Raw genomic sequence first — 19013 nt, forward strand, 5'->3', positions numbered from 1 at the left:
GCGGTTTTCTCCGCCGAGGTGTGAGGGTTTCTCCACCGAGGTGTGGGTACCGCCCCGGCACGCCCAACGCGTGGGCGCGCAACGATCACGAAACGCACGCGGGTTAGGGTCGAGGTCATGCCGTTCCTGCTGCGAGTGCTGCTGCCCGACGTCCCCGGTTCGCTGGGTCGCGTCGCGACGGCCATCGGTATGGCGGGCGGCGACATCGAGGCGATCGAGATCGTCGAGAAGCGCGACGACGGCACGGCCGTCGACGACGTGCTGCTCGAGGTCGCGCACGGGATGATGCCGGACTCGGTGGTCTCGGCGTGCAGCGCGCTCGACGGGGTCGAGGTGCTGTGGATCAGCCGCTACCCCGCGGGCGGCAACCTGGTCATGGACCTGGAGGCGGTCGAGGAGCTCACCGCGTCGCCCGCGCAGGCCTTCGACAAGCTGGTCGACCTGCTGCCCGCGACCTTCCGCGTCGACTGGGCCGCGCGCGTGCACCGCGCGAAGGGCGTCGTCTACGGCACGAGCGCCGCGCCCGAGGAGTTCGAGTTCGTGGAGATCGAGAGCCCGACCCGGCTCGAGTCGCCCGACGACGAGGTCACGTTGTTCGCGGCGAGCCGCCTCGACGGCAATGAGATCGTCGTCATCGGCCGCCGCGGCGGGCCCGACTACGCCGACTCCGAGATCGCCCGGCTCGGCCACCTGTGTGGCCTCGCCGTGACGATCGCGAACAGCTGACCCGCCGCGCCGACTGCTGGCTCAGGCCGCCTCGACCGGCTCCAGCACGAACACCGGGATCTCCCGGTCCGTCTTCTCCTGGTACGACGCATAGGTCGGCCAGGTCGCGACGGCGTGCGCCCACCACTTGTTCCGCTCGTCGCCCTCGGCGATCCGCGCCCGGTAGGGCTTGGGCTCCGGTCCGTCCTGCAGGTCGACGACGGGGTGCTCCACGAAGTTGGCGTACCAGCTCGGGTTGTCCGGCGCGCCGCCCTTGGACGCGATCGCGACGTACACGCCGTCCTTCTCGACCCGCATGACGGGGTTCTTGCGGAGCTTGCCGGACTTCGCGCCGACGCTCGTGATCACGACGATCGGGTCCTTGCCGCCCTGGAGGGTGTTCGCCTCCCGGCCGCCGGAGGCCTCGTACGCCGCGACCTGGTCGCGGACCCACTTCTGACTGCTCGGCTCGTACTCACCTTGAAGTGCCATGACCTCCACAAGACCACGCGGATCGGCGCTATTCCAGCGAGCGCCCGGCCTCAGACCGCCAGCGCGTGGTCGATCTCCCGGTCCAGCGCCGCCTTCGGGCGTGCGCCGCGCAGCTCGTGCACGGGCTCGCCGTCGCGGAAGACGATCATCGTCGGCAACCCCATGACGCGGTAGCGGGCCGAGGTGACGGGGTTCTCGTCGCTGTTCAGCTTCACGACGCGTAGCGCTCCGGCGCGCTCGTCGGCGATGCTCGCGAGCACGGGCGCGACCTGGTGGCACGGACCGCACCACTGCGCCCAGAACTCCACCAGCACCGGCTGGTCGGACGCGAGCACCTCGTGCTCGAAGTCGGCGTCGGTGATCTCCTGCAGGGTCATCTCGTCTCCTGGGTGTCGGGTTCGGTGGTGTCGGGGGTGTAGCTCTCGGCGTCGTGCAGCAGCCCGGACAGCTCGCCGCGCAGCCGGCGCAGCTCCTCGATGCGCTGGTCGATCTCGGCGATGCGCAGCCGGTAGGCGTCGAGGGACGCCGGGCAGACGTCCGCGCGGTCGTTGCCCGCGCGGAGGCACTCGACGAAGGGCACCGTCTCGTCGGCGGTCAGCCCCAGGGAGAGCAGCGCGCGGATCTCCCGGACGACGAGGACGTCGGCGGCGTCGTACTCGCGGTAGCCGTTGGGCGCCCGGTCGGGCGTGATCAGGCCGCGCGACTCGTAGTAGCGCACCGCCTTGACGCTGACGCCGGCCTGCTCGGCGAGGTCCTTGATGAGCACGCGTACGACGGTAGACCTTGCCCCTGGGGTCAAGGTCAAGGCTCGATCTCGGCAGCCGCTAGCGTTCGGTCCATGAGTGCGATCGAGGGCGTGAGCGAGACGTTCGACCCCACCCAGTGGGTGGAGGTCCCCGGGTTCGAGGACCTGACCGACCTGACCTACCACCGGGCGCGCGCGCACGGCACCGTCCGGATCGCGTTCGACCGGCCTGACGTGCTCAACGCCTTCCGGCCGCACACCGTCGACGAGCTGCTGCGCACCCTCGAGCACGCGCGCCAGTCCGCCGACGTCGGCTGCGTGATCCTCACCGGCAACGGCCCGAGCGCCAAGAACGGCAAGTGGGCCTTCTGTACCGGCGGCGACCAGCGCATCCGCGGCCGGGCCGGCTACCAGTACGAGGACAAGGAGATCGGCTCCGGCGACACCGGCGCCGAGGAGCCGAGCGCGATCGACAAGGCGAAGCTCGCGCGGCTGCACATCCTGGAGTGCCAGCGGCTGATCCGGTTCATGCCGAAGGTCGTGCTGTGCGTCGTACCGGGGTGGGCGGCCGGCGGCGGCCACAGCCTCTTCGTCACCTGCGACCTCGCCCTCGCCTCGAAGGAGCACGCCCGCTTCAAGCAGACCGACGCGGACGTGGGCTCCTTCGACGGCGGCTACGGCTCGGCGTACCTCGCCCGTCAGGTCGGCCAGAAGTTCGCCCGCGAGATCTTCTTCCTCGGTCAGACGTACGACGCCGACGACGCCGTCCGCATGGGTGCGGCCAACCGCTCGGTGCCCCACGCCGAGCTCGAGGCCACCGCGCTCGAGTGGGGCCGCCTGATCAACGGCAAGAGCCCGACCGCGCAGCGGATGCTCAAGTACTCCTTCAACCTGCTCGACGACGGCCTCGTCGGCCAGCAGCTGTTCGCCGGCGAGACCACCCGGCTGGCCTACATGACGGACGAGGCGCAGGAGGGGCGGGACCAGTTCCTGGAGAAGCGGGAGCCGGACTGGTCGCCGTACCCCTGGTACTACTGAATCGGCCTGTTTGTGCAGGTCAGCGCGTCGCGGGCCCTCTCTGGTCCGCAAATAGTCCGCAAAATTCGCGAGAGGTCCCGCCGCCGAGCCGTCAGTCGGGTTTGCTGCGGCCTGCCCCAGGGCCTGCCTCATGAGGTCCGCGGCGGCCGCTCGGGTGCGGTCCTCGGCCGTCGGCCAGAGGTGGCTGTAGGTGTTGAGCGTGGTGCTCGCGGACGAATGGCCGAGCGCGCGCTGCACCGTGACGACGTCGCAGCCTGCCGCGATCAGCCCCGACGCGTAGAAGTGCCGGAGGTCGTGGAGCCGGACCCGGGGCAGCCTTGCCGCTGACCGCGTGGCACGCCAGCGCCAGTGGATGGCGTTGTCGTACAGCGGCTCGTCGCCCACGGTGAACAGCCAGCGCTCCGTGGCGCCGTCCTTGATGTGTTCGCTGATGTGGCGGGCCAGGATGCCCACGAGCTGGTCGGGCAGGTAGACGGTCCGCTCGGACCCGTACTTGGGTGCGCGGAGGACGTACGTCGAGCCTTCGCGCTGCAGCTGACGGGTGACCGCGAGCTGGCCTCGCGTCAGGTCGAGGTCCTCGAGCTGGACGGCGGCGGCCTCGGCCTTCCGAAGGCCGGCGAAGGCGCAGAGCGCGACGTACGCCCGGAAGCCCTTGCGGGTCGACACGCGTTCACTGTCGGCGTGCTCGATCAGCCTGCCCACCTCCTCGACGGTGGGAATCCGCATGGCTGCGTCCGCCCTGCGGCGTCGCGGCAGGACGACGCCGGTGCACGGGTCGGCGGTGATGACCCGTTCGGTGACCGCTGCGCGGAAGACCGAGCGGACGACGATGAACCTCGTCTTGACGGTCGTGGGCGCGAGCCGGGCGCTCTGGTCCTTGACCCACTCCTCGATGTGCGAGCGGCGGATCGACCGGAGGGGCATGTCGGCGAACGGGACCGAGGCGGTCGCCAGGTCGGCGTTGGAGCGGGTCGACGACACCCACAACTGACGCGCCGACCACCGGTCGTAGAACGTCTGGAACGTCACCTTCCCGGCGTCCGGGTCGACATACGTGCCGGTGAGCACCGCGGCGGAGACCTCGCTGAGCCATCGTTGGGCGTCGACCTTGCGGTCGAAGTGGCGCGACCGTTCCCGGCCCTGCTCGTCCCGGTAGCGGGCGCGCCATCTCCCGTCGGGACGCTTGGCGATGTTGCCGGCCATGGCTCCTCCCTTCCTCGCTTCCAGTGTCAGCGTTCGCGGGCCGATCGGGCGGGGCGCGAGCGGTCCTGTGGAGAACCGGGCACGCGGCCCTGCTCGGCGCGCCAGAGGACCAGATCGGAGCGCCAGTAGCGGACGTGGCGCTGGACCTTGAAGCTGAAGGGGCCGGTGCCGCAGTAGCGCCAGTAGCGCATGGTGGCGACGGGGACGCGGAGGAACTCGGCGGCCTCGTCGATGGTGAGCATCTCGTCGTTCTCGTGGGTGTCGATGCCGTTGTGTGCAGTGGACATGTCGTCCTCCTAGCGAGTGGAGTTGGCGGGAGAGAGGAACCGACGTACCTCGGCGACGGTGGTGTAGAGACGGCCGGTGCCGTTGAAACGCCAGAAGCGTGGCCCGACGCCTCGCCGGCGCCAGTCGCGGACGGTGCGCTGCGGAGTACGGACGAGGGCGCAGAACTCCTCGAAGGTGAGGAGGGCGCTGTCGTTCCAGTCGTCGGGGATCTGGATGGGGTGCATGATCCGGTCCTTTCGGTGGGTTTCAGTCACCTATGTGCGATCCGATGTCGGGAGCGATCACCTGCAGACGTGTGATCGTGTTGGACGGCCGCGGAGGGGACCGGTTCATGTTGGCGATCCGACATCACCGACTTCGTACCCCCGGCCAGGGGGTACCGGTGGGGTACGTCACGTTTGTGCAGGTCAGCCGCATACCCCCAATCCGTGGGTGGCAGGGGTGGTGGCGGTGCCGGACGCGGGAGATCCGGAGTGGCCGACGCGCGCTGGATGGTGGACTGAGCCATCCAGCTCGTCAGGAGCTCAGATGGGCGCGGCGATGTGGGTGGCCTCGATGACGAGGAGGACGTCGTCGCTGTCGGGCCCTCTTCCGACGGCGGGGCGCGGGGTCAGTTGCCCGGTGACCAAGATGCGTTGGCCGGCGCGGAGACTGCTGCGCGCCTGTACGGCTAGAGCATCGCGGCAGATGATCTCGCCGATCACGGCGTCGTTGTGCTGGCTGGTGCTGATCGGGAAGACCGTCGTTTCTGGCGATCGGTCTTCGTCGAGCGCGGCCGGGTCTGCGCTCACGATCACGGATCCGGTCACGGCGAGGGACATCGCCTATGCCTTTCTTCGTTTTAAACGAGGAAACATGCTAAGCCGGTGACGGGTCAAAGACAATGCACCGTGCCTCGGATCGCTCGTCCTGACCTTCCCGCACCTGTCGAGCGTGCGGTCGAGGTGTTCGGAGCCCGGGTCCGGGTCGCGCTGCTCCGGGCGCTGACCGAGCACGGGTCGTGCACGAAGGCTGAACTGAACCGTCTGGTGGGTGGTTCGGAGGCGAACCTCCACACCCATTTGTCAGCGCTCGAGGAGCACGGTGTCGTGCTCGCCGATCCGCCGCGCAGCGACGAGTCGGGTCCCGTCATCCGCCGCTACAGCGTCGACCACCGGCTGGTTGAAGAGCTGCTCGGCGCGCTCGCAGGCGCCGTCCGCCCGCCGACGACGAACTAGCCCGAGGCGCTCAGATCCCGATTCCCGGTCGCGGCGACGAGCGTTTCGCTGGGTAGGGGAGCAGCTCGTCGGGGCGACGCCTCGTCGACGGGAGCGTGGCGCTCGGTGTTGTCGCAGCGGGGCCGTAGCGGTCGATGTCGTCGAGCGCGCGCTCGCGAGCGTGGGCGGGTCCGAGGTCCGCGCGATCACGGTTGAAGGTCGCGATCCATCGGTCGCGAGCCTCGTCGAGGGTGTCCGCGACGAGGTGCGCGGCGTTGGACCGCCGGCCCCGAGTCATGGCGACGTACGTCGCGGCGGCGCCGGTGGTGTCGGTAAGCGCGAAGTGGGCGTGGTCGACGGTGTCGCCCTGGGCGCCGTGGGCAGTGGTGGCGTAGGCGAGCTCGACGTGCTGAGCGACGTACCCCGTGGGCAGGCTCCGGTGCCCAAGTCGTCCGGTGGCCTCGAGCGAGCCATCGACACCGAGGGCGGTGACTGTCCAGGTGTCGCGGTTGGCGACGCCGAGCTCGCGGTCGTTGCGTCGGGTCGCGATCCGATCCCCGACTCCGATCTCTTCGCCGCGCCCGGTCGTCACGGCAACAGCTCTGCTGTCCCGGCTGTGCTCGATGTCCGTGCGGCGACGATGGTCGCGAATGGCCGCATTGAGGTCGGTCACCTGTTCGCGGGTATCAGCGATGACGCAGTGGCCGGCGGCACCCAGTTCGGCGAGTGCTGCGGTGCGTTCGACCTCGCTGGCATGCACGACGATCAGGCCCTGGGCGTGGAGTTGGTCGAAGACGTGTACGGCGCGGTCGCCCGTTCGCATGAGGAGGGACAGGTCGGCGTAGGCGGGGTCGGTGAACCGGTGGACGGTGTCCAGGGCCACCTGAGCCTCAGCGGGTGTCCAGCGGGTGGCGTGGTCGAGGACGCCGCCGCGGCCGACGGCGGGGAGCTGGTGCCGGTCGCCGATGAACGCGACCCGTGCTCCGGTTTCGTCGGCGATGGTGAGGAGTGCGGTGGCGGTGTCCTGGTCGAGCATCCCGGCCTCGTCGACCACGAGGATGTCGCCGGGCAGCAGCCGTGCTCGGGCGTGGAGTGTGTGCCGGTCGCGACGTGGGTCGAACGGGTTCCGAGACCAGTGGCCGTCGGCGTCCCACCGGTACCCGTACTGGTGGACCAGCCAGGCTGCGGACGAGGAGGGAGAGCCAACCTCGGCCTCAGCAACCCGGGCGGCCTTCAACGTCGGTGTGACCACGACGAGTCGCCGGTCGTCTGCGGCGAGCAGCGAGGCCGCCGCAGAAAGGGTCGCGGTCTTTCCCGCACCGGCTGCGCCCTCGACGACCACGAGGGGGTGAGTTCCGGTCAGCGCGGCCACGACCCGACGTTGACCGGAGTCGAGCTGTCGGCGCGCGACCTCCGAGGGGGTAGGGGCCGGTGCGCCGGGGTGTTCGGCGCGTGCAGCGATCCGTTCGACAAGTTCAGCCTCGACGCTCAGCACTACCTCGGAGGTGAGGGATCGGATGTGCTCGGGTACATCGGGACGGTCGACCAGCCGCCGACACTGGTCGACGGCGCGGGCGGTGAGGTCCTCCACCAGCTCCTTCCGCACGTCGGGTCCGGCCACGACGCCGGTGGTGGCGATCATGTGCTCGACCTCGCCTCGGATGTCGGCGGCGTTCCACGCGGACCGTCGTGCCCCGAGCCGGGCGAGGGCGAGGTCGGTGACAGCGTCCCGGTCGACCCGACCGACGGGCACCGGTTCGAGCACCGCTTTGGCGGTGGGCGGCTTGAACCCGAGGTCGTGCAGCTCCTCACGCCACCGATGAATCAGGTCCGCGCCGTCGGTCGGGACGACCTTGTCGGGACGGGCCTCGGCCCACGCCCGCCGGTCCCACCTCCGACGCATGGCGGGCCCGGGTTCCTGGCCGGGGTGGTCGGCGCGCCACTCGGCTTCGTAGCGGTCGACGTGCCGGCCGATCTGTGCGGCCCGGTGTGAGAACCCACCGACGTACGGCGCCAGTTGCTCGACCTCGCCGGACTCCGCGTCCAGCGTGTACCCGTGTGCGGCCAGCGCCTCGCGGAACTCGGGGTCGCACATGACAGTAGCGTGCCCGATGCCGTTGATGGCCTCGATCGAGTCCACCGTGCCAACTGAATGGAGCCCGCGCCATCGGCCGGCAGCAAACACGCGGGCGTTGACCTGGAGGTGAAGGTGACGGTGTGGGTCCCCGGCGCGGGAGGTGTAGTGCCGCACCACGGCCGCCTCGAGTCGTTCGACGGAAACCTGGACTTGCAGTCCGCGGGGTCCGACGCGGGTGGTGGAGTGCTCGGCCAACCAGCCGATGACTTCTACTGCCGCCCTCTTCTGGGCGGCGTCGTATGCGTCCGCGATCTCGGGGTGCAGTGATGCGGCGAGGGACCAGGTCTTGGGCCCGTTGACCACGACCTCGACGAATCGCAGCCCCTTCTCGTCGGTGCGGAGCCGGCCCTTCGTCCCGCCATTGGTGTCGTACCCCGCGACCCAGCCCTCGTAGGCGTCCCCGTCCAGCGTCCCGCCATCGACGACAGGGCCGCCGGGGCCGGTGAGGTACAGCTGCGCGATCCCGGATCCCTCTGCCAGGTAGTAGTCGTCGGCGCGGGACCGGTCGGCCTCCACGTAGTTGCGGGCTGCCTTGGCGCAGCCGCGGTAGAACTTCACGCCACCGTGCACGACCTCGATCACCGCCCGTCACTAGTCGTCAATCACCCCGAAAACGGCGGACGGTCCGTCCCGGGGGGACGGACCGAACTACGACCTTCGTAGCATGCGTGCCGCTTGATGGGGGAGGAGGAAGCGGTGGAAGCGGGATGACGAATTGAAGGTCGGTAGTGGTCGGTAGGGAAGGCGGAATGGAGGAGGTGCGGAGAGGACGGACAGGGAGGAGCGGGTCATGAGGGGTCCGACCATGTTCCGGTGAGGCGCGGATGGCACGGGGCCTCCGGGCCCATGCGGCGGGCTCATTGATGCAGGAGGCGTGTGGCGCTTCGGCGGAGACAAGGAAGAGCCCGGGGAGGCCATTGCCGCAGGCAGCCAGTGCCACAATCGGGGTCGAAGCATCCGACCTGGCGGGCGGGGCGGCAGCGGCGAATGTTCTGCGAGCGTCGATCCGGACCGCAGAAGGGGGCTCCCGGTGCCCGGACTCAGCGGGGCTCAGCATGATGCCTCGCGGGGGCAGGGCCAATGACCGCAACAACAATTCAATCGAGGCGACCGGTGGTGGCCGGGCTGGTTCTGGGAGCGATCGCCATCGCGCTCGGGCTTCAGTTGGTTGCCAGTCGAAGCGACGCGGAGCCGAGGAACGAGCCGGTGGCGAAGCCAGCCAAGACCTCGTCCATGGTCATGCAGACCACGGGTCGCGGTCGTCTCGAGGAGCACCCGCCCGGCATCGTCGACGGCGTGCGCTTCGAGGGACGCTTCGTCATCTGGGGCATGAGCGGCGCCGGGGGCCAGGTGTTCGGCGACGACGTTTCACTCTTCGACGAGGACTGTGTCGAGCAGTACGGTCGCGGGCCACAGTGCGCCCATCTGGTGGCCGTGCGCAGCGGCTCGATCCTGCATGGCTTCGTCACCGGCAACGGCGACGACCTGAAGGGCGAGACCGTGGGCCGCACGTCGACCGCGAGCCGCTACCGGATCTTCTATGACGCGCATCCGGATGGCTCGCGGAATTACGAGGAGCGTACAGGTTGGCTCCGTGGCGAACTCGTGGCGACGTACACGTCGGATGAGTACTTCTCGATCGACGCCGCGGGCGGCGTCTTCGATACGCGCGTCGACTACTCGATCATCAGCAGCTCGCCGTTCGAGCTCAACGGCGTGAAGGTCGACTTCGCACGGCTCGCGCCGCACATGACCGAGCTCGACCACGGTCACAACCCGCAGCCGGACCCGCAGCCCGAGGCAGTGCCATACACCGAGAGCTGGTTCTCGAACAAGGGTCCCGGCGAGTTCGCCAGCTACTTCCCCGTGGGTGGCGCGGTGCTCGCAGCCGACTGAAGGCCCGGACGTCGCGAGCAGTTGACGACCGGTACGCCGAGGGGCGGAGCGGACCCTGGTCCGCTCCGCCCCTCGGTCACTTCCTGGACGAGCCATTGTCAAGCGCGAGGGCGCCGCGGAGCTTCCGCGGCGCCCTCGTGAGGTGGACGGGATGTCACTCGGCCGTGCTGATGAAGACGTTCTTCAGCTCGGTGTAGCCCTCGATCGCCGCGAGTCCCAGCTCGCGGCCGAAGCCGGACTGCTTGAAGCCGCCGAACGGCGTCTGGATGCGAACCGACGAGTTGGAGTTCACCGAGACGGTGCCGGTCTCGACGGCGCGCGCAACGCGCAGGGCCCGGCCCACGTCCGAGGTCCAGATCGAGCCGCTGAGCCCGTAGATGGTGTCATTGGCCAGGCGAACGGCCTCGGCCTCGTTGTCGAACGGGATGATGGCGGCGATCGGACCGAAGATCTCGTCACGGACGATCCGCGAGTTCGGGTCGGGCGCCACGACGACGCGCGGCGCCATCCAGAACCCCGGACCGTCCGGTGTGTCGCCGGCCAGTACGGCGTCGACGTCATCGCTGAGGAAGGACGACACGGTCTGGCGGTGTGCTGCCGAGACCAAGGGGCCGAGGTGGGTCGACTCGGACTCGGGGTCACCGATGGTCATGGCCTGGGTGGTCTCCACGAAGCCCGCGACGAAGTCGTCGAACACCTTGCGCTCGACGAGGATGCGACTGCGGGCGCAGCAGTCCTGGCCGGTGTTCCCGAAGACGCTGCCCGGCGCGGCGGCGATGGCCCGCGGGAGGTCGGCGTCCGCGAACACGATGTTGGCGGACTTTCCTCCCAGCTCGAGGGTGAGCCGCTTCATCGTGCCCGCGGCGGAGCGCATGACAGCCTGGCCGGTCTCGGTGGATCCGGTGAAGCTGACCTTGGCGACCGAGGGGTGGCTGGTGAGCACGTTGCCGACGACCCGGCCGGGACCGGTGATGACCTGGACAAGGTTCTCGGGGAGATCCAGCGCCGCCACCAGCTCACCGAAACGGATGGTCGACAGCGGGGTGAGCTCGGCCGGCTTCACCACTACCGAGTTGCCCGCGGCGAGCGCGGGGGCGATGTTCCAGGAGGCGATCGGAAGCGGGAAGTTCCACGGGGCGATGACGGCGACCACGCCGAGCGGCTCGCGGAAGGTCATGTCGACGCCACCCTCAACGGGGATGGTGTCGCCCAGGATCTTGTCGACCACGCCGGCGTAGTACTCGAAGCACTCGGCCACGCCGCCGATCTCGCCGCGGGCCTCGGCGATCGGCTTGCCCACGTCACGACACTCGAGGAGCGCCAGTTCCTCGACGTGGTCGCGCACAGTCCCGGCGATCGCGCGGATTGCGTCGCGGCGTGCAGAGAGCGACATCCGAACCCACTCACGCTGAGCGATCACGGACTTCTCGACAGCGGCCTCGGCGGCCGCAGCGTCGGCCATCGGCAGCTCGGCGATCACCTCTTCGGTAGCGGGGTTGATGACTCGGTTCAGATCGTTCACAGCAGGTCCTCACAGGGATCGGCAGGGTGTAGCAGGAGGCCTGCAGAAGACGTCTGCACAGCTCCGCTCAGGACCTTTACATGCTGTGGCGGGACCGACTCCTCGACAACGTACGCAGTGCCCTCCCGGGCGACGAAGCATGTGCACGACGGCCACAGTGACGACCGTCTCGGACGCTTACGTTCGTGGCACACCACCGGGCGAAGCGCTCTCCCCAGAGGAACAGGCGAGGCCCGAGGACGAACAGCCGTCACGACTCACCACAGGAGAAGCCCATGTCCGTTCACACTGGCAAGTTCGCCGCCGTCACCGGGGCCGGCTCCGGCAACGGCAAGGCCATCGCCGAGACCCTGCTCGAGGAGGGCGCTTCGGTCGCGCTCATCGACATCGCCCCGGACTCGCTGGCGGAGATCACGGACAAGTACCCGGCTGCCATCGCCGTCGAGGGCAACGTCGCCGACGCCACTTCCGTCCGCCAGGCCGCCGCACAGATCCAGGACCAGTTCGGCCGCCTCGACATCCTCGTGAACAACGCCGGCATCGTCCGTGGCACGAACTTCGAGGAGCTCTCCGTCGAAGAGTGGGACCAGGTCTTCGCGGTCAACTCCACCGGCCCCTTCCTGATGAGCCAGGCAGCAATGCCGCTCCTCAAGGCCGGTGCCGAGGCTCGTGGCGAGAAGGCCACCGCGGCGATCGTCAACATCACCTCGGTCGAGGCCCACATCGTGATCTCCAGCAGCGGCCATCCCCAGATCCACTACAACGCCTCGAAGGGCGCCCTGCTCCAGCTCACCCGAGCCCTGGCCGTCGAGTGCGCCTCCAGCCGCGTACGCGTCAACGCCGTGGCTCCGGGCTTCATCGAGACACCCTTCACGAAGGCGGTGCTGGGCAACGAGGAGGTCCTGAACTGGCTCCTCGAGCGGACCCCGATGGGTCGGGTCGGCCAGCCCGAGGACGTCGCCAACGCGGTCTCCTTCCTGAGCAGCGAGAAGTCCAGCTGGGTCACCGGAAGCACCCTGTTCGTCGACGGTGGCTGGACGGTCTACTGACATGTCCCGCCCCCTGATCGCAGTCTCGGCGCCGATCGAGCTGGCGCCGACCGCCTTCGGCGAACAGGACTGCACCAAGTTGACGACGGCGTACACCAATGCTGTGTACGCCGCCGGCGGCCAGCCCGTGGTCATGCCGGTCGTGGTCGACCCGCCCGCAGGTCTCCTCGAGAAATTCGACGCACTGGTGCTGACCGGTGGCGGCGACCTCGACCCGACGCTGTACGGCGAGCAGCCGGACCCGACCGTCTACGGGGTTCGTCCCGAGCGGGATGCGTTCGAGATCGCGCTCTACAACGAGGCGATCGAGCGTGGCCTGCCGGTCCTGGCCATCTGCCGCGGTATGCAGCTGGTGAACGTGCTGCGGGGTGGATCGCTCATCCTGGACATCCAGGACGAGATCCAGCACTGGCAGACCGGACCGTCGCACGAGCCCGCCCACAAGATCGATGTCGTTGACGATGCTCGGCTCACCGGCGTGTTCAACCAGAGCACCGTCGGCGTGAACAGCTACCACCACCAGGGTCTGAAGGAGCTCGGCACGGGGCTCCGTGTCACCGCGACCTGTGGTGCGGTCATCGAGGCAGTCGAGGCCGACGACGCCAACCTGATCGCCGTCCAGTGGCACCCCGAGCAGATGGCTGCCACCGATGCCCAGCAGGCGGCGCTGTTCCAAGCGCTCGTCGCAGCGGCCGATGCCCCCACGAACCTCACCAGCAAGGAGAACAACTGATGTCCGACCAGACGGTCGAGCCGAAGGACTTCGACTTCCACGGCCCCGCGCTCGACAACATCTTCGAGACCTACGACGACCTCCGCGGCAAGTGCCCTGTCGGCCACAGCGACAAGCACGGCGGCTTCTGGTACATGATGAACAGCGAGGACATCTTCGCTGCCGAGCAGGACCCCGAGACCTTCGCCGTGGCCCCCTCGATGCTCCTGCCGGCATTCGGTACCGACGTCCCGCTGATCCCGATCGACATCGACCCGCCGGAGCACACCGACTACCGCCGCATCCTCCTTCCGCTCTTCACGCCGAAGGCCATCGCCAAGCTCGACGACGGCATGCACCAGACGTCGCGGGAGCTGGCCGAGGAGGTTGCGAAGCTCGACGTCGCCGACGTATCGGCGATGTTCGCCCGGCCGATGCCGACGATCATCTTCAGCCGTCTCGCGGGCTTCCCCGAGGAGGACTGGCCGAAGTTCGACCAGTGGATCGACGACATCATCTACGAGCGGACCGTGGACCCTGAGCGGGCCTACGCCGCCGGCGACGCCGTGATGGCCTACTTCGACGACCTGCTCAAGTCGCGGGAGGGGCAGCCGCCCCAGGACGACCTGATCGACATCCTGACCAATGCCGAGATCAAGGGTCGCAAGCTGACCCACGACGAGCTCCTGTCGTACTGCTACCTGCTCTTCCTCGCCGGCCTCGACACCACGGCTTGGGCCATCCGGTCGAGCCTGTGGCACCTCGCGCAGGACAAGGAAGCACAGAAGCGGCTTCGTGAGGATCCCGACCTCATCCCTGATGCCGTCGAGGAGTTCCTCCGCACGCTGTCGCCTGTCCAGGCCATGGCCCGGACCTGCATGAAGGACACGGTCGTGTCCGGCCAGGAGATCAGGGAGGGCGAGCGGGTGGTGCTCGTCTTCGGTGCCGGCAACCGCGACCCCGAGACGTACGACGAGCCGAACGAGATCCAGATCGACCGGGAGAACAACCGGCACCTGGCCTTCGGCGGTGGCATCCACCGCTGCCTCGGCTCGAACCTGGGTCGCCAGGAGGTCGTGGTCGCGCTAGAGGAGTTCCTCGACGTGGTCGACGACTTCTCCCTGGCTGAGCCGGACCAGGTCTGGCACGGCGTCGGACCGCTGATGCTCAAGATCGGAGGATGACCATGTTCACTGTGACCGTTGATGCGGAGCGATGCCAGGGCCACGCCCGGTGCCTCGCCTTCGCCCCCGAGGTGTTCGACTTCGACGACGAGGGCTACGCATTCGTTCCTGAGGAGAGCCAGCGCTTCGACGAGCTCCCCGAGAACGTCCGCAAGGCGATCGCCAGCTGCCCGGAGCGGGCGATCCTGGTCGCCGAGGACCCGGGGCAGTGACTGGGCGCGCCGCGGTTGTCGCCGTCGGCGCGTCGGTGGCTACGGCCGCCTTGGTGTCGCAGCTCCGCGAGAGTGGGCACCAGGGCCGGATCGTGGTCATCGACCGCGATCCCGACATGCCCTACGACCGGCCGCCGCTGTCCAAGGAGTTCCTCACGGCAGGGGACGAGCGGCCCGAAGCGCCGTGGTGGAACGACGCCTGCGAGCTCGTCCGAGGCGTCGCAGAGCACCTCGACACCGAGAACCGGACGGTCCGAGTCCGGACGTCGGACGGTGGGGCGGTCGAGGTCGCCGGCGACGATGTCGTCATCGCGACGGGGTCAGCCCCGGTCAGGATCCCGGGCCAGCCGGAGGGGGTCCGTGAGTTACGGACGGCGCGGGATGCCCGCGAGCTGCGGGCCCATGCCCGTCCGGGTCAGCGTGTCGTCATTCTCGGCGCGGGGACGGTGGGCACCGAGCTGGCGTCCAGCATGTCGGCTGCCGGCGCCGAGGTCTGCCTGATCGACCTTGCGGAGCGTCCCCTCGACCGGTTCCTCGCGGGGCACCTCGGCGTGGAAGCGGCGGACTGGATCCAGGACGCTGGAGTCGACCTTCGGCTCGGAACGCGCGTGGCAGGCATCGAGAGCTCGGGCGACCACTGGCTCGTCGCCACGGACCGGGGCATCGTGACCGGTGACGTCGTGGCGTGCGCGGTCGGCACCCGGCCGGCCGTCGGCTGGTTGGACGGCTCAGGCGTCGCTCTCGGCGATGGGGTCCTGTGTGACCGCGACGGCCAGGTCCTGGCCGTGTCCGGAGAGACGATCGCGGGCGTTCACGCCATCGGAGACGTCGCCAGTTGGTCGTCGTACGACGGATCGCGTCGTCGTCGGGAGGACTGGACGTCCGCGCAGCGACAGGGTCGCCACGTCGCGCAGGTCCTCTCGGGACAGCCGGCGGACGACCTCGCCGTGGAGCGCGACTACTTCTGGAGCACCCAGTTCGGACGGCGTATCCAGGTCCTGGGCACGCTCGTACGTGACGGAATCCTCGTCCAGCAGGTTGCCGACCCCGAACGCAACGCTGCCTTCTACACGGTCGAGCAGCACGGCGTCACCGTCGCCTGGATCTCCATCAACAGGCCTCGCGAGTTCGCCCTCGCGATGCGCCAAGCAGTCGTCGGCACCTCCTGATCCACACGCGTCGTAATCGGGGGGTGCTGATCCCGCTGGTGCCGGACCAGCGTGCGGCCCGGGTTTTCGTCCTTCTGGAGGGCGATGACCCGGGCCGCTTCTCTTGCTGGCTCAGCCTCGAGCTGCGCACGGCAGGACGACGGTGCCCACCGCGGTCACGATGGCCTGGCGTCCGGCGGAACACGACCCGGGCGACACCGACCGGGCCTCGAGCCTGAGCCGTCGCTGCCCGACCTCGACAGCGATCATCTGCGCGCGCACCTCGACGATCTCGCCCAGTTCCAGCGGCGCACTGATGGCGACCGTCGAGCAGGACGACAGTAGGCCTTCGCTGCCCTCGTTCCTCCGTACGACGTCGGCGGCCACCTCCCGGAAGAGCTCGTCGACGACGCTGCCGACCTCCATCTGCCGCCAGGCGTCGCGCAGTGCCTCGGTGACCCGCTGCTGCCGTCGAACCTCCCGGCCCGTCGCGATCACCGAGTCGCTCCGGACACGTCCAGCACCACGCGCACGCATCCCGGATCATCCATCGCCACGAACGCCTCGTTGATGCGATCGAACGGGATGACGTCCGTGACCATGGCCTGCAGGTCGAGACGCCCGAGGCGGTATTGGCTGCAGTAGAGGTCCACGTCGGTCAGGAAGCGGTTGGCGCCCAGGTAGGCGCCCTGCAGCCGCCGGTCGCCGTACACCAGGTCTGCGGCGGGGATCACCAGTTGCTCACCGTCCGGCATCAGGCCGAGGATGGTCGCCGTTCCGCACGCACCCAGGACTCGGAAGGCGAGCTCTGCCGTGTGGGGCCTGCCGACTGCCTCGATGGCATGGGCGAAGCCGTTGGGCTCCAGGCTCCGGAGCGCACGTTCGGTGAGATGAGGGTCGGTCGAGGCGCGAACCACGTCCGTCGCTCCGAAACGACGAGCGAGGTCGAGCTTCTCCTGCTGCAGGTCGACGGCGACGATTCGTCGTGCCCCCTTGAGCCGGGCGGCCTGGACAGCAGCGGCGCCGACGCCGCCACATCCGATGACGACGACGGTGTCGGCCGGGGAGATCGACGTGCCGTGAAGGACCGAGCCTGCCCCTGCGCTGACGCAGCCGCCGAACAGGCTGGCAACATCCATGGGTATGTTGTCGGGGACGGTCGCGAGGGCGGACTCCTCCACCAGGAAGGCGCCGGCGAACGCGCCAACGCCCGCCAGGGTGCCGACGGGGTCGCCGAGGTTGGACATCAGCTTGGGGCGGCGGCGGTCCCGCGAGGACCCCAGGTTGGCGCACTGCGTCGGCCGGCCGCGGACGCAGAAGGTGCACTGCCCACACGCCGGGCTGAGGGTGGCGACCACGCGATCACCAGGAGCGACCCGGCGCACGGCGCTTCCGACGCGTTCCACGACACCGGAGACCTCCTGGCCGAGAACCGCGGGTACCGGGATGCTGAGCGAGCCACCGACATACCTCGCGTCGCTCCGGCAGAGGGCGGCGTAGTCGGTACGAACCAGCACTTCCGTCCTGAGGGGAGCATCTAGGAACAGGTCCTGCAGGACCAAGGGTTGCTGAGGAGCCGTCAGGAGGGCTGCTGTGACGCGTCTGCGCAAGATCACTCCTCGAACCTGCCGTTGCGACGGACGGCGACGTCGTCATCGTCGCGGGGCGCTGCCGCACGGACAACGTGCACCGGGCACTGCGTCGCCCCACATCATGTGCCGCCGGGCCACCGCGAGGACCGCTGCTTGTTCCTAGCGTGTTCATCCATCGAGCTCTCACCGGCGACCGGCGATGAGAGCCAGGACCTCCAGGAGGACCCGGACATGACCTTCGTCATCACGCAGGGGTGCTGCGACGACGCCTCCTGCATCGCGGTGTGCCCCGTCCAGTGCATCCGCCCACGGCCGGGCGACCCCGACTTCGCCACGGCCGAGCAGCTGTACATCGACCCGGCCACGTGCATCGACTGCGGTGCATGCATGGATGAGTGTCCGGTGAGCGCGATCCACTCCGAGTGGGACCTCCCGGAGGAGTTCAGCGTCTTCCTCGACATCAACGCGGACTATTTCGCGACGAACCCCATTGAGGAATCCTCGCCGCCCGACCCCGTGCGGCGCACCCTCCCGTCGAGCCGGCCAGAGTTGTCGGTGGCCATCGTGGGCACCGGACCCGCGGGTTGCTACGCCGCCGCAGAGCTCAGCGACATCAAGGGCGTCACCGTGTCGCTGTTCGACCGGCTGCCGACGCCCTTCGGTTTGGTGCGGTCCGGGGTGGCTCCCGACCACGCGAACACCAAGCAGATCACCAAGCGCTTCAACGGCCTGTTTTCCCGGCCGAACGTGAAGGCGTACCTCAACGTCGAGGTCGGTCACGACGTGACCATCGACGAGCTCCTCGAGCACCACCACGCTGTGATCTGGGCGGCCGGCGCCTCCGACGACCGGAAGCTCGGCGTCGACGGCGAGGACCTGACCGGGTCAGTGTCCGCGCGGGAGTTCGTGGCCTGGTACAACGGCCACCCCGACTTCGCCGACCGTGAGTACGACTTCACCGGCAAGCGCGTCGTGGTCATCGGCAACGGCAACGTCGCCCTCGATGTCGCCCGAGTCCTCGCTCAGCCCGTCGAAGGCCTGGAGCGGACAGAGACGGCCGACCACGCCATCGAGGCGCTCAGGCAGAGCGCCGTCGAAGAGGTGGTGGTGACGGCTCGTCGCGGACCGGAGTTCGCCGCCTTCACCACGGGCGAGATGATCGGTCTCCACCACGTTGACGGGATCAACATCGGCGTGGTGGCTGATGAGGTCGACCATGCCGTTGGCACGGTCCCGGCCGTCGCGCGGGTCCTCGGACCGGCACTCGAGAACGAACAGTCGAGCCAAGGCCGGAGCATCATCTTCCGTTTCGGGCTGACTCCGGTCCAACTGAACGGCACGGGTGCCGTCCAGTCCGTCACGTTCCGGCACGCCGACGGCTCGATGGAGGAGATCGAGGCCGGCCTGGTGGTCCGCGCCATCGGCTACAGAGGCCGGGAGGTCGAGGGTCTCCCGTTCGACGAGCAGGCCGGGGTGATCCCCAACATCGCAGGCAGCGTCTGCGCGCCGGAGACAGGGGAGTCCCTCCCCGGCATCTACTGCTCGGGATGGATCAAGCGCGGTGCGAACGGGATCATCGGTACGAACAAGGCCGACTCGGCAGAGACCGTCGACTCGCTCCTGCGTGACTTCGGGGCCGGACGACTGCCCACGCCGGCCTCCGGCGCCGGGGAGCTGGAGGCGCTGGTGCGTGACCGCCGCCCTGACTTCGTCGACGGTGACGGCTGGCAACGCATCGACCAAGCGGAGCGCAAGGCTGGTCGTCGTGCGCGCCGACCGCGAACCAAGCTCGTCACCGTCGACGAGCTGCTCGCTGCGTCCCGGGTTGGTTGACGGCCCACCCGTGCGTGTGGCACGTGCCACACGCACGAGGTGTGCCCCGAGGCCATTCCAA

Annotated in this window: 21 protein-coding genes and 2 pseudogenes; 11 read left to right on the forward strand and 12 right to left on the reverse strand. The window is 69.0% G+C overall.

The genetic code is table 11. The annotated features are described in order from the left end of the window. Positions 1-117 precede the first annotated feature (117 nt). Positions 118-726, forward strand: coding sequence for an ACT domain-containing protein (locus AC2YHB_RS17655; protein ID WP_036549163.1), 609 nt, complete (start codon positions 118-120; stop codon positions 724-726). Positions 727-747: 21 nt separating this feature from the next. On the opposite strand, the gene AC2YHB_RS17660 is transcribed toward AC2YHB_RS17655, so the two are convergent. From AC2YHB_RS17660 to AC2YHB_RS17670, 3 genes are read right to left on the reverse strand one after another with little or no spacing between them, the layout of a single operon-like run. Beyond that, positions 748-1197 carry a nitroreductase family deazaflavin-dependent oxidoreductase gene (locus tag AC2YHB_RS17660; protein WP_036549707.1) on the reverse strand — a complete coding sequence of 150 codons (450 nt, stop codon included), beginning with the start codon at positions 1195-1197 and terminating at the stop codon, positions 748-750. A gap of 50 nt (positions 1198-1247) precedes the next feature. Beyond that, positions 1248-1574: a thioredoxin gene (trxA, locus tag AC2YHB_RS17665; RefSeq protein ID WP_306457097.1), complete on the reverse strand. Its 327-nt coding sequence runs from the start codon at positions 1572-1574 to the stop codon at positions 1248-1250. Beyond that, positions 1571-1963: a MerR family transcriptional regulator gene (locus AC2YHB_RS17670; protein WP_179648328.1), complete on the reverse strand. Its 393-nt coding sequence runs from the start codon at positions 1961-1963 to the stop codon at positions 1571-1573. Before AC2YHB_RS17670 ends, trxA begins: the two co-directional genes overlap by 4 nt. Before the next feature lie 72 nt (positions 1964-2035). On the opposite strand from AC2YHB_RS17670, the gene AC2YHB_RS17675 reads away from it, so the two are divergent. Beyond that, positions 2036-2980 carry a 1,4-dihydroxy-2-naphthoyl-CoA synthase gene (locus AC2YHB_RS17675; protein WP_179648327.1) on the forward strand — a complete coding sequence of 315 codons (945 nt, stop codon included), beginning with the start codon at positions 2036-2038 and terminating at the stop codon, positions 2978-2980. A 189-nt stretch (positions 2981-3169) separates the two neighbouring features. Here the strand turns inward: AC2YHB_RS17675 and AC2YHB_RS17680 are convergent. After that, positions 3170-3706, reverse strand: a pseudogene (locus AC2YHB_RS17680) (site-specific integrase); the annotation flags it as partial. Between AC2YHB_RS17680 and AC2YHB_RS17685 the strand changes: the two are divergent. Beyond that, positions 3705-3971: a hypothetical protein gene (locus AC2YHB_RS17685; protein WP_487354353.1), complete on the forward strand. Its 267-nt coding sequence runs from the start codon at positions 3705-3707 to the stop codon at positions 3969-3971. The pseudogene AC2YHB_RS17680 and the gene AC2YHB_RS17685 sit on opposite strands and share 2 nt — an antisense overlap. Positions 3972-4060: 89 nt before the next feature. On the opposite strand, the pseudogene AC2YHB_RS17690 reads toward AC2YHB_RS17685, so the two are convergent. From AC2YHB_RS17690 to AC2YHB_RS17705, 4 genes and pseudogenes are all read right to left on the reverse strand, one after another. After that, positions 4061-4183: pseudogene (locus AC2YHB_RS17690) on the reverse strand (tyrosine-type recombinase/integrase); the annotation flags it as partial. Between the two features lie 26 nt (positions 4184-4209). Continuing rightward, positions 4210-4470, reverse strand: coding sequence for a helix-turn-helix domain-containing protein (locus AC2YHB_RS17695; protein WP_487354354.1), 261 nt, complete (start codon positions 4468-4470; stop codon positions 4210-4212). A gap of 9 nt (positions 4471-4479) precedes the next feature. Next, positions 4480-4695 (reverse strand): hypothetical protein, encoded by a 216-nt coding sequence (locus tag AC2YHB_RS17700; RefSeq protein ID WP_487354355.1) that lies wholly within the window; start codon positions 4693-4695, stop codon positions 4480-4482. Positions 4696-4995: 300 nt separating this feature from the next. Further along, positions 4996-5292: a hypothetical protein gene (locus tag AC2YHB_RS17705; RefSeq protein ID WP_487354356.1), complete on the reverse strand. Its 297-nt coding sequence runs from the start codon at positions 5290-5292 to the stop codon at positions 4996-4998. Between the two features lie 69 nt (positions 5293-5361). Between AC2YHB_RS17705 and AC2YHB_RS17710 the strand changes: the two genes are divergently transcribed. Further along, complete coding sequence (locus AC2YHB_RS17710; protein ID WP_487354357.1) at positions 5362-5688, forward strand: winged helix-turn-helix domain-containing protein; 327 nt, start codon at positions 5362-5364, stop codon at positions 5686-5688. A gap of 10 nt (positions 5689-5698) precedes the next feature. Here AC2YHB_RS17710 and mobF read toward each other — a convergent pair whose 3' ends face one another. Then, positions 5699-8320, reverse strand: coding sequence for a MobF family relaxase (mobF, locus tag AC2YHB_RS17715; RefSeq protein ID WP_487354358.1), 2622 nt, complete (start codon positions 8318-8320; stop codon positions 5699-5701). 600 nt (positions 8321-8920) lie between these two features. Here mobF and AC2YHB_RS17720 point away from each other — a divergent pair. Then, the gene (locus AC2YHB_RS17720; protein WP_487354359.1) at positions 8921-9700 is read left to right on the forward strand and encodes a hypothetical protein; all 780 of its coding nucleotides are present in this window, start codon (positions 8921-8923) and stop codon (positions 9698-9700) included. A gap of 154 nt (positions 9701-9854) precedes the next feature. On the opposite strand, the gene AC2YHB_RS17725 is transcribed toward AC2YHB_RS17720, so the two are convergent. Beyond that, the gene (locus AC2YHB_RS17725) at positions 9855-11222 is read right to left on the reverse strand and encodes an aldehyde dehydrogenase family protein (protein ID WP_487354360.1); all 1368 of its coding nucleotides are present in this window, start codon (positions 11220-11222) and stop codon (positions 9855-9857) included. Between the two features lie 275 nt (positions 11223-11497). On the opposite strand from AC2YHB_RS17725, the gene AC2YHB_RS17730 reads away from it, so the two are divergent. The 5 genes from AC2YHB_RS17730 to AC2YHB_RS17750 are packed head-to-tail and all read left to right on the forward strand — an operon-like array spanning position 11498 to position 15548. Next, positions 11498-12271, forward strand: a complete 774-nt coding sequence (locus AC2YHB_RS17730; protein ID WP_487354361.1) for an SDR family NAD(P)-dependent oxidoreductase — start codon at positions 11498-11500, stop codon at positions 12269-12271. Position 12272: 1 nt separating this feature from the next. Continuing rightward, on the forward strand, positions 12273-13004 hold the full coding sequence (locus tag AC2YHB_RS17735; RefSeq protein ID WP_487354362.1) for a gamma-glutamyl-gamma-aminobutyrate hydrolase family protein: 732 nt from the start codon (positions 12273-12275) through the stop codon (positions 13002-13004). Beyond that, positions 13004-14167, forward strand: a complete 1164-nt coding sequence (locus AC2YHB_RS17740; protein WP_487354363.1) for a cytochrome P450 — start codon at positions 13004-13006, stop codon at positions 14165-14167. The genes AC2YHB_RS17735 and AC2YHB_RS17740 overlap by 1 nt, the downstream gene beginning before the upstream one ends. Further along, positions 14164-14379, forward strand: a complete 216-nt coding sequence (locus tag AC2YHB_RS17745; RefSeq protein ID WP_487354364.1) for a ferredoxin — start codon at positions 14164-14166, stop codon at positions 14377-14379. The genes AC2YHB_RS17740 and AC2YHB_RS17745 overlap by 4 nt, the downstream gene beginning before the upstream one ends. Then, complete coding sequence (locus AC2YHB_RS17750) at positions 14376-15548, forward strand: NAD(P)/FAD-dependent oxidoreductase (RefSeq protein WP_487354365.1); 1173 nt, start codon at positions 14376-14378, stop codon at positions 15546-15548. The genes AC2YHB_RS17745 and AC2YHB_RS17750 overlap by 4 nt, the downstream gene beginning before the upstream one ends. A 111-nt stretch (positions 15549-15659) precedes the next feature. Here the strand turns inward: AC2YHB_RS17750 and AC2YHB_RS17755 are convergent, their stop codons facing one another. Then, entirely contained in the window at positions 15660-16025 is a 366-nt protein-coding gene (locus tag AC2YHB_RS17755) for a hypothetical protein (RefSeq protein WP_487354366.1), read from the reverse strand. Beyond that, the gene (locus tag AC2YHB_RS17760; RefSeq protein WP_487354367.1) at positions 16022-17143 is read right to left on the reverse strand and encodes a zinc-binding dehydrogenase; all 1122 of its coding nucleotides are present in this window, start codon (positions 17141-17143) and stop codon (positions 16022-16024) included. The genes AC2YHB_RS17755 and AC2YHB_RS17760 overlap by 4 nt, the downstream gene beginning before the upstream one ends. Before the next feature lie 207 nt (positions 17144-17350). Between AC2YHB_RS17760 and AC2YHB_RS17765 the strand changes: the two genes are divergently transcribed. After that, positions 17351-18952, forward strand: a complete 1602-nt coding sequence (locus AC2YHB_RS17765; protein WP_487354368.1) for an FAD-dependent oxidoreductase — start codon at positions 17351-17353, stop codon at positions 18950-18952. Positions 18953-19013 lie beyond the last annotated feature (61 nt).

It is taken from the genome of Nocardioides sp. SRI_004 (assembly GCF_057586415.1).